Raw genomic sequence first — 8,228 nt, 5'->3', positions numbered from 1 at the left:
AGAAAGTATCCAAAGAAAAGGCCACCCGGATTCCGCCTTTATCCTGCGCGTCTTGCTTTTGGCGAGGGTTTTCGAAGGGCCATCCCTGGCCCTGCGAAAACGAGCGGCATCCTTGCCGCTCCCCTGCGGGCCTTGTTCGCCAAAAGCTGCGATGCTCGGGGCGGAATAACGGGATTGAAACCGCTTGACTTAACGTCATTCAACGTTCCTGCTTTTTCAACAGCAGTACACTCAGGCCGACGATAATTGGAATCGCCAGAGCCAGTGGCCATAGCGACGGGCCGAGTTCGGCAAAGCCTAAGGCCTTGGAGAATGTGCCGCGGCATATGGTCAGGAAGTAGGCGCCGGGGAAGGTTTCGCCCATCAGTCGGGCACCGCCTTCCAGTGAGGAGACGGGGTCTATCATCCCGGAGAAGCGGGTGGAGGGAATGAAGGTGGTCAGAAAGGTGGCGAAGATGGCTGCTATTTGGCTGTTGGTTAAGGTGGAAATCAGCAGGCCGATGCCGGTCGAGGCGGTGACATAGAGCAGGGCGGCGACGGTCAAGGTTAGAAAATTGCCTTTGAATGGCACGCCGAATACGAAGATGGCTAGGATAGACAGCAGCAGAAAATTCAGCATGCCGACCGCGATGTAAGGCAGTTGTTTGCCCACTAAAAACTCGAATTTAGTCACTGGCGTGACGTATAAATTTAATATCGAGCCCAGTTCTTTTTCACGGACCACACTCAGCGCGCTGAGCATGGCAGGAATCAGCATCAATAAAATGGGGATCACCGCCGGCACCATGGCCGGCAAGCTTTTGACGTCGGCGTTGTAGCGAAAGCGGGTTTCTATCTTCATCAAGCCAGCGGGTAGCTGGGTCGTACTGCGGCTGCGGGCCATTTCCAGCAGCCAGCCTTGGTGCATGGCTTGCACGTAACCGATGACGTTCTCGGCACGGGTCGGCATGGCGCCATCGATCCAGGCGCCGATCTTGACCTGATCGCCGCGTTCCAAATCGCGGGCGAAGTGGGGCGGAATTTCCAAAGCCAGGCTCAGTTCACCGCTGCGCATGCGCTGATCGAGTTCGGCGTAATCGGCCAGCGGAGGGCGAGGCAGAAAATAGCGCGAGCCGCCCAAATCCAGCGCGTAATTGTTGCTGAGTGTGGTTTGGTCGCGGTCTAGCACCGCAAAGCGTAAATCCTCCACATCCATGGTAATCCCATAGCCGAAGGTGAACATCAAAAACAAGGTACCGACCAAAGCAATCGAGGCGCGGATCGGATCGCGGCGCAGTTCCAAGGCTTCACGCAGCGTATAACTGTAAAGACGGGTCAAACTGAAACCGGCGCCGGCTTGCGCGGCTTGGGTTTGCGGTGACACGACCACCGCCGGTTCGGTGGATGTGTCTGCCGCTGCCTCGCCACCGCTGGCTTTCTGCAGATAGCCGATAAAGGCTTCCTCCAAACTGGCGTGGCCGCTATCCTTGACCAATGCTGCCGGCGTATCGCTAGCCAACACTTTGCCGGCGTGCATCAGCGAAATGCGGTCGCAGCGTTCAGCTTCGTTCATGAAGTGGGTTGAAATAAAAATGGTGACCTGGTCGTGGCGGGATAGCTCTATCATCATTTCCCAGAAGCGGTCCCGTTCGATCGGATCGACGCCGGAGGTAGGTTCGTCGAGGATCAGCAGGTCCGGGCGGTGGATCATGGCTACTGCCAGCGACAGGCGTTGGCGGATACCCAGCGGCAGCGCGTCGGGCAATGTGTCCAATACCGCATCAAGCTGGAAGCGTTGGGCCATCTCGGCGACGCGTTCAGAGATGTTCGCTGCCGGCAGATGAAACAGCTTGGCGTGCAACTCCAGGTTTTGCTTGACCGTCAGTTCGGAATACAACGAGAAGGCCTGCGACATATAACCCACCCGTTTGCGGGTGGCTAGATTGCCGGCATCGACCACTTGCCCAAACAATAAGGCCGTTCCGGAACTGGGTTGCAACAAGCCGGTGAGCATTTTCATGGTGGTGGATTTTCCGCAGCCGTTGGAACCCAAAAAGCCGAAAATCTCGCCGCGTTCAATGCGCAGGCTGACGTTGTCCACCGCCAGAAATTCGCCAAAGCGCATACTTAAATCGTGGGCTTCAATAGCGATGTCCTCACCACTGCTTTGTCGGGGTGGAATCACGATGGCCTTATGACCGCGGCGCTTGGCTTCCGGCAGTAATAAAATAAAGGCTTCTTCCAGACTATCGGCTTTTGCTTGTTCGCGCAGTTCGGCGGCGGTGCCGGTCGCCAGAATCTTGCCGGCATCCATCGCCACCAGCCAGTCGAAGCGCTCGGCTTCGTCCATATAAGCGGTCGAAACCAGCACGCTCATCCCGGCGCGGCGCTGACGTAGGCGGGCAATCAGCTCCCAGAACTGGGCGCGGGATAAGGGATCGACGCCGGTGGTGGGTTCGTCCAGCACCAGCAGATCGGGGTCGTGGATTAGCGCGCAGCATAAGCCCAGCTTTTGTTTCATGCCGCCGGACAGTTGCCCGGCAGGGCGGTCGCGGAAGGACTCTAGGTTAGTGCTTTTCAGTAATTCGGCGATGCGTTGTTCTCGTTCGGCTTGCTGCTGACCAAACAGCCGGCCAAAGAAATCGACGTTTTCAAACACCGAGAGGGTCAGATAAAGATTTTTGCCCAGCCCTTGCGGCATGTAAGCGATGCGCGGACAGACTGCGCGGCGATGGCCGGCATCAGCCATGTCGCCACCTAACACTTCGATCTTACCTTGTTGTATGGCCCGCGCGCCGGTGAGCAGCGACATCAGGCTGGATTTGCCGACGCCATCCGGGCCGATCAAGCCCAGCATTTGATTGGCCGGCAAATCCAAATTCAGATTATCCAGTGCCACCTGCTCGCCATAGTGCAAACTCAGGTTTTGTATGCGCACCACCGGGGCAGTGGCTGGCGTATTCATTGCGGCAGCTTGATCGCCAGGTTTTCCGGCCATTTAACGTTTGAGTCTATCTTCACATAGGCTATGCCAGGTACCCCGGTTTTGACCTGGTTGAGATGTTTTTTTAACAGTTCAGGATCGAGTCTGGCGCGCACCCGGAACATCAGCTTCAGGCGTTCGGTTTCTGTTTCCACGGTTTTGGGTGTGAACTGAGCCACGCTAGCCACGAAGCTGGCCGTGGCAGGGATGACCAAATCCGGCACCGCATCCAGCACCAGCCGAATCTCACTCCCTAATGCCACTTTGCCGGCCGCCTCGGTAGGCAGGAAAAATGTCATATATACGTCGGCAAGATCGACCATGTTCAGCACTCGGCCACCAGCCGACAATACTTCGCCGGGCTCGGCGACGCGGTATTGAATGCGGCCGTCGCGCGGGGCTTTTAAAACGCTGTCTTCTATGTCGGCTTGCAATCGACTGACGGTCGCCTGGGCGGCTTCGATGAGAGTTTGCGAGGCTACTGCTTGCGATTTCGCCGCTTCGATACCGGCACCTGCCGCCGCGACCTGCGCTTGCGCGGCATTGATCGCCGCTTGCATCCCCAATACCCGCGCCCGGTCATCATCGACCTCCTGTTGCGGGGTGGCACCTTCACCGACCAAGCGTTGCGAACGTTGCAAGCGTTTGCTGGCAGCATCGAATTCGGCCTGGCGCTGGGCGACCACGGCCAGGGCGGCGGTGTGTTCGCTTTGCCGCTGCACGATCACTGCTTTGGCGGTGACACGGGCACTTTCGGCGTGGCGGACTTGCGCTTGCGCTTCAGTTTGCTGTGCTTGTAACACCTGGATATCCATCCTGGCCAGCACCATGCCAGATGCTACAAAATCGCCTTCGTGAGGCAAAATCTCAACAATCCGTCCAGCGGTTTTGGTGGCGATGTCAATCTCGGTGGCTTCGATACGGCCATTGCCGGTGACGATGGCTTCCGGCAGCGGGGCAGGGCGTAACCACCACCAAATCAGCACTGCCAAAGCCAGCAATAGCAAGCCGGGTACGATGAATTTTCGTAGCCGCTGCAGCCAAGTTTTAGCTGGTTCGCTGGCGGTTGCCGGTGCGATGGGTTCCTTTGCGCTGGCCATTAGGGTTCCTCAGAATTCTGCGACTGCATGCTGCTATTTTCCGGGCCGCCGCCCAGGGCTTTGTAGACCGCAATCAGATGAGTGGAAGTGTCCGCTTCGGAGCGCGCCAATTCGATTTCGGCAGCGTACAGGCTGCGTTGCGAATCCAGTACATCCAAAAACGAGATGACGCCTTCCTGGTAGCGCAATTCCGATAGCCGGACCGACTCGCGCAAGTCCTGCGTGGAACTGACCAACAGCCGGCGGCGCTGTTCTTCATTTAGATATCGACTTAATACGGTCTCGGTTTCGCGTAACGCTTCCAGGATAGTTTTTTCATAGGATAAATAAGCTTCCTGTTGGCGCGCGTCGGCTAATTGGATGCCGGCACGGATACGACCAAAATTTAACAGAGGTTGCAGCAGATTGGCGGCGGTGCCGTAAGAGAAAGCTGCCGATTTGAACAAGGATTCCAGGTCGGTGTTTCGTAGGCCAACGAATGCGGACAGGGAAATTTTCGGAAACAATTCGGCGACAGCAGAGCCTTGCAGCGCAGTGGCGGCAGCCAGTTGCCGTTCGGCGATGTGAATATCCGGTCGATTGCGCAGGGTTACTGCCGGTGAGGCTAACACTTCTGCGCCAGCTGTCTGCGGTACCGAGCCAAGCTCTTTTAATTCAAGCGCCAGGCTACCGGGATGCTGGCCGACCAACAGTTCCAGTTGCCGCAGCAAGCCGGTCAGTTTGGCTTCCAAAGCAGGGATCTGCGCCATCGTGGTTTCGGTCAAGGCCCGCGAGCGCACTACTTCATGACGAGCTACCACACCTTCATCAAACAATTTTTCAGTTAAGGACAGGGTGGCTTGCTGGGTTTGCAGATTTGAAGAGGTGATGCGTAATTGATTTTGGGCGCTGCGATATTCGACATAACTGCGGGCCAGCTCCGCGCTCAGTGTGACTAAAGCTTGCTGATAGCCTGCGTTGGCACTGTCTAGCTCAGCAGAGGCCGCTTCCAGACGCCGCTGCTGCCGGCCAAACAAATCTATTTCCCACAAGGCATCGAAACCCAATTCGAGCATGTTGTAGCGAATACCCGGTGCCAAACCGGGCAAGGGGTTTTCCTGGCGTTGGGCACCGGCTTTAATATTCACTGTCGGGAATAATTCCGCCTGCGTACCCCGCCGCTCGGCACGGGCCTGGTCGATGCGGGTAGAGGCAATTTTTATATCCAGATTGCCGGCCAAGGCTTTAGCCATCAACACATTCAGCGGCGCGTCATTGAAACGCAGCCACCAATTTTGTAAGTGCTTGGGGTCAGAGGTGGTTATCGCCGTATTAGTAGTTTTTTCCGCTTGCCAGCTACCAGGAGCGTTGGCTGTTGGTGCATGGTAGTTCGGGCCGACGGTGCAACCAGCGGCCGCGATCAGGATGATCAAACCGGTCGGCTTACCCAGCATTATTGGCGGGCCGGCTTAACAAGTGTGCGGTCAATTCAACATTCGGCTTTCGCTTGCATAGTGCAGAGTTAGTTCGTCCCATCGCTTAGTCCTATATGAATCTTGCCAGAGCAGCGTAATCGCTGAGGTTATTCAGGTCTGTGCGCTAGCGTACACCCGGCCCATATCCGTCATTCCCGCGAAAGCCTGAATCTACAGTCATATCGGGGCGCCCACCTGCGCGGAGAATGAGGACATTGAACCTATGCCCGCATAAATGTTCGATAACGTACAGACGCTAGTGCTTTATCAGCCTAGAGTCTGGGTACTGCTCGGCACCGCCGAGCGCGGTTTTGCTTGGCGACAGATAGCCCCCAAAGAGCCGCCGATCATTTTTCAAGAAGAGGTAAGTATTCATGAACACGACAATTACAAACGAAAAACCCACCGAAGATTTCGCCGCACTGAAAAAGCTGACGGCAACGGTTTACCTATGCCAGGTATTGACCTTTGCCTTTGCGGGATTACCTTTGCTAATCGGGGTAGCGATTAATTTTTTCTATCGCAACAATGTCAAAGGTACCTGGTTGGAATCGCATTTTAATTGGCAGATCAAAACCGTCTGGGTCACGTTGGCCGGATTTGCCTTATCGGGTCTGGTGTTGATGCTGGATATTCAGTTGAGCCTGATCGTGTTGATCCCAACCTTGCTGCTGCTGATCTATAGGATCGTCATCGGCTGGACTAATTTGACTGCCGAGAAATCTTTGCAGGATTTGAGTTAAGCCGAGACAGAATTACTTAGCCGACGTCGTTAAAATCGGCGGCGGCTAATTCCTACTTCACACGCTCCCCAAAATACGCTCGTAAGTCTCTCTCTCGGTTCGATAACATTCACAAGCAGCGGCTTCCAGGCCGCTGCGATCCAGAACGGTAATATCCCCGCGCCGATAACTAATCAGCTTTTGTTCTTGCAAGGACAGCGCGGCCTTGGTAATGCCTACCCGGCGCACCCCCAGAATATAAGCCAGGAAGATATGCGTCACATGAAAGGTATCGGCATGCGCGCGGTCATGGGTCATCAGCAGCCAGCGCGCCAAGCGTGCCTCCACCAGATGAAAGCGGTTACAGGCGGCAGTTTGCGCCATTTGGCTCATCGATACATACAAATAGCGTTTCAACTCCAGCTGCAATGGCCTGCTGCGCTCCAGTTCCTGCAAAAATAAAGGCACACTTATTCGCAATGCCGAACCCGCGCCCTGCACCAGCGCTTGAAACGGTGCGATATCAACACCCAATATCAGCGTAATACCCAAAATGCCTTCGTTACCGATTAAACCCACTTCCAGACCGGTATCGCCATCGACCGGCGTTACCAAGGAAATAAAACTGCCGGTTGGAAAATAGACATGCGGAATCTGTGAACCAGCCAAGTAGAGTACTTCCGCAAAACGCAGATCGACCGGTTCGCAGTTGGCAAGTAAATGCTGGCGATCCATTTCGGGCAAAGTAGCCAGCAGACGATTTGCCGCTGGAACGGCGGGGATAAACGACACGGGCGTTCTCCGGCGGTGTATTGAGGAAGCCCGACGGGCAGATAACAGATGCGAACAGGTGCAAATCGCGATGCCGGTGCTGGTCAGAGGCCTTATGCCTGCTGTTTGGGAGGGCAGATTAGCGGCTATGATGCCGCTTGTCTGTATGTTAGCGCACGTACTGCGGGCTGATGGCAGGTGGCAAAGCAGGGAATTCGCAGAACTTGTCGCCGTATGTAACCTAGCGTACAGACTTAAACAAGATGTTGCCGTAATCTGGTAGCGCTTAGGTGGAATCACCCAGCAACCGGGATGTAGACATTTATTAACCCGGCCCTCACATTCCATGGATGAGTCATTTCCGCGCAGGCGGGAAGCCAGTATGGCCGCTGGGTTCCCGCCTGCGCGGGAGCGACGATAGTTAAGGGTTGGGTTACTAATAATTGTGTGGTCGTCGCGGTTTCAGAGCAGGATGCCCGCTCTTGAACGGCATTTATAGATGCCGGCGATAGCGGTTGTTGTGCACCTTAATAGAATATATACACCGGGTAAATTTATGAAAATTAGACACATTTTAATGGCATTGTTGTTATCTTTCGGCTCCATGGCAGCGCATGCCGCCGGTAGCCCGTTGAACGAAAGCTTTACCAATCTGCTCGCTCTATCCAACAATGCCTTGGAAGTCGGCAAAACCGGCGATACCAAAGCCTTTATTGAGAGCGCAACGGTCGCCTGGGAGGCGATGAAAGTTCAAAACGAGAAGGGTAGCTCCATTCGGCTGCAAAGGGCTAACGCCAAGCTGAAAGCCGCGATAAAAGCCGCTAAAGCCGGTAACTTGCAAGAAGGTATTGCCGAGGTTGAACAAGGCATTGAGGAAATGAAATTGGCAAAGGTAAACGGACAGTAATAAGTCCACTAGCCTTTAAAGAACAGTTTTTATGTTTTAGTACATATCCAAAGCCGGTGATCACCGGCTTTTTTATGGCAGGCGTTTAGCGATATGGAGTCACCTTCTGACTAATCTCCCGCGTTTGTTGAGCAGAACTGAATCTGTTGGTTTTGCTAGAACCAGATTGTCCGGCAAAAGCATGCTCAGCTCCTGATTTATCATGGCAACAGCTTTATAATTTAATGGCATTGGGAACTTGGATTGATGCTAATATTTAATGGCTGGTTAAATTAATGTCGATCCGCTACTTGGGGTTATGCCAAAATTGTC

General features: G+C 54.7%; 6 protein-coding genes. 2 read left to right on the top strand and 4 right to left on the bottom strand.

Annotation, left to right across the window (positions count from 1 at the left end):
* Positions 1–199 precede the first annotated feature (199 nt).
* Genes rbbA through A1332_RS13490 form a run of 3 tightly spaced genes read right to left on the bottom strand, consistent with a single transcriptional unit; the run spans position 200 to position 5,495 of the window.
* Positions 200–2,944, bottom strand: a complete 2,745-nt coding sequence (rbbA, locus tag A1332_RS13500; RefSeq protein WP_064009014.1) for a ribosome-associated ATPase/putative transporter RbbA — start codon at positions 2,942–2,944, stop codon at positions 200–202.
* Positions 2,941–4,062, bottom strand: coding sequence for an HlyD family secretion protein (locus tag A1332_RS13495; protein ID WP_064009013.1), 1,122 nt, complete (start codon positions 4,060–4,062; stop codon positions 2,941–2,943). The genes rbbA and A1332_RS13495 overlap by 4 nt, the downstream gene beginning before the upstream one ends.
* Complete coding sequence (locus A1332_RS13490) at positions 4,062–5,495, bottom strand: efflux transporter outer membrane subunit (protein ID WP_064009012.1); 1,434 nt, start codon at positions 5,493–5,495, stop codon at positions 4,062–4,064. Before A1332_RS13490 ends, A1332_RS13495 begins: the two co-directional genes overlap by 1 nt.
* A gap of 395 nt (positions 5,496–5,890) precedes the next feature.
* Between A1332_RS13490 and A1332_RS13485 the strand changes: the two genes are divergently transcribed.
* Positions 5,891–6,259, top strand: coding sequence for a DUF4870 family protein (locus A1332_RS13485; protein ID WP_064009011.1), 369 nt, complete (start codon positions 5,891–5,893; stop codon positions 6,257–6,259).
* Positions 6,260–6,316: 57 nt separating this feature from the next.
* On the opposite strand, the gene A1332_RS13480 is transcribed toward A1332_RS13485, so the two are convergent.
* Entirely contained in the window at positions 6,317–7,030 is a 714-nt protein-coding gene (locus A1332_RS13480; protein ID WP_082879689.1) for a Crp/Fnr family transcriptional regulator, read from the bottom strand.
* 535 nt (positions 7,031–7,565) lie between these two features.
* Here A1332_RS13480 and A1332_RS13470 point away from each other — a divergent pair.
* Positions 7,566–7,916, top strand: coding sequence for a hypothetical protein (locus A1332_RS13470; RefSeq protein WP_064009009.1), 351 nt, complete (start codon positions 7,566–7,568; stop codon positions 7,914–7,916).
* Positions 7,917–8,228: the final 312 nt, after the last annotated feature.

It is taken from the genome of Methylomonas methanica (genome assembly GCF_001644035.1).
Classification (GTDB): Bacteria; Pseudomonadota; Gammaproteobacteria; order Methylococcales; family Methylomonadaceae; genus Methylomonas; species Methylomonas methanica_A.
This window is presented reverse-complemented; position numbering and strand designations above follow the sequence as displayed.

Bases quoted from the DNA above. Each gene is read 5' to 3' on its own strand.
- A1332_RS13495 (WP_064009013.1), bottom strand. From the start codon at position 4,062: ATGGCCAGCGCAAAGGAACCCATCGCACCGGCAACCGCCAGCGAACCA.
- A1332_RS13485 (WP_064009011.1), top strand. From the start codon at position 5,891: ATGAACACGACAATTACAAACGAAAAACCCACCGAAGATTTCGCCGCA.
- A1332_RS13470 (WP_064009009.1), top strand. From the start codon at position 7,566: ATGAAAATTAGACACATTTTAATGGCATTGTTGTTATCTTTCGGCTCC.
- rbbA (WP_064009014.1), bottom strand. From the start codon at position 2,944: ATGAATACGCCAGCCACTGCCCCGGTGGTGCGCATACAAAACCTGAGT.
- A1332_RS13490 (WP_064009012.1), bottom strand. From the start codon at position 5,495: ATGCTGGGTAAGCCGACCGGTTTGATCATCCTGATCGCGGCCGCTGGT.